Source organism: Noviherbaspirillum sp. ST9, from assembly GCF_048799745.1.
Taxonomy (GTDB): Bacteria; Pseudomonadota; Gammaproteobacteria; order Burkholderiales; family Burkholderiaceae_D; genus Noviherbaspirillum.
The window spans coordinates 1-969 of the sequence record NZ_JBLWFR010000036.1 but is presented as its reverse complement, the minus strand read 5'-3'; the positions used below and the strand labels follow the sequence as shown (position 1 = coordinate 969).

Here is a 969-nt window from a genome sequence, read left to right as displayed (position 1 = left end):
CAGTTCAACGAAGCACTGGGCATAATAACTACGTTGGAATCTATGTTTGATTATGTCATTATCGATACTTCGCCAGTGGGGTTGGTTGCTGACACTTTCTCTCTTGCTAAATATTCTGATATGAGTATTTATATGGTAAGGTATAATTATACGCAGAAAAATCAACTCGGGATTATCAGGGACATTTATGAGAGTAAAAAACTAAGGAATCCGTTTTTGGTGTTAAATGATGCCAAACGACAAAACACATATGGATATGGGTATGGCTACGGATATGGGTATGGCTACGGGTATAACAGCTATGGAGGATATAATGGCTATGGCAAGGAAGATGAAGCAGACAACTTACCCGATAGTGTTCTTAAGTTCCTGAGAATAAAAAAACAGTTAAAAGAACAGGAATAATCCTGATAATAATGGATTAACTGTGTGATTGATCACATATATGATTTACAGGCTTATGGTAACATAATCCTGATTATTAAAACGAACTGAACATGCTATAAGTGCTCATATTGACATGTGAGTCAGGTAGCGTAGCTGTATTAAGCCTGGTATTATTTTCAGTATTAACCTTTTATGAGCTATCTAAACAGCGATCCTCTTTACAAATGGTACGCGGTGTATACTGAATCAAGAACTGAAAAGAAGGTACATACCGAATCAACGAGGAAAGGTATAGAAGCCTATCTGCCGTTAGTCATGGAACAAAAGAGATGGAGCGAACGGATGAAGATTGTAGAGGAACCTTTTCTCCCGGGCTATGTACTGGTGCGAGTGAGCTTCAGGGAGCAATATGATGTGCTGGTCATCCCCGGAGCCTTGCGTTACATATCATTCGAAGGTACACCGGCTCCTATCCCCGATTATCAAATTGAAAATCTAAAGATATTCATGGTTGCTGGTGATCATAGTATTGAAGTAACTTCAGAGCGGATTCACAAGGGCGACAAGATCAGGGTCATAAGC

Annotated in this window: 1 protein-coding gene and 1 pseudogene; both read left to right on the top strand. The window is 39.4% G+C overall.

Features of this window, described 5'->3' with window-relative positions:
• Nucleotides 1–405, top strand: a pseudogene (locus ACNOHI_RS24580) (hypothetical protein); the annotation flags it as partial.
• A gap of 174 nt (nucleotides 406–579) precedes the next feature.
• Nucleotides 580–969: UpxY family transcription antiterminator (locus ACNOHI_RS24575; protein ID WP_420477356.1), on the top strand; the 390-nt coding region annotated here is incomplete at its 3' end.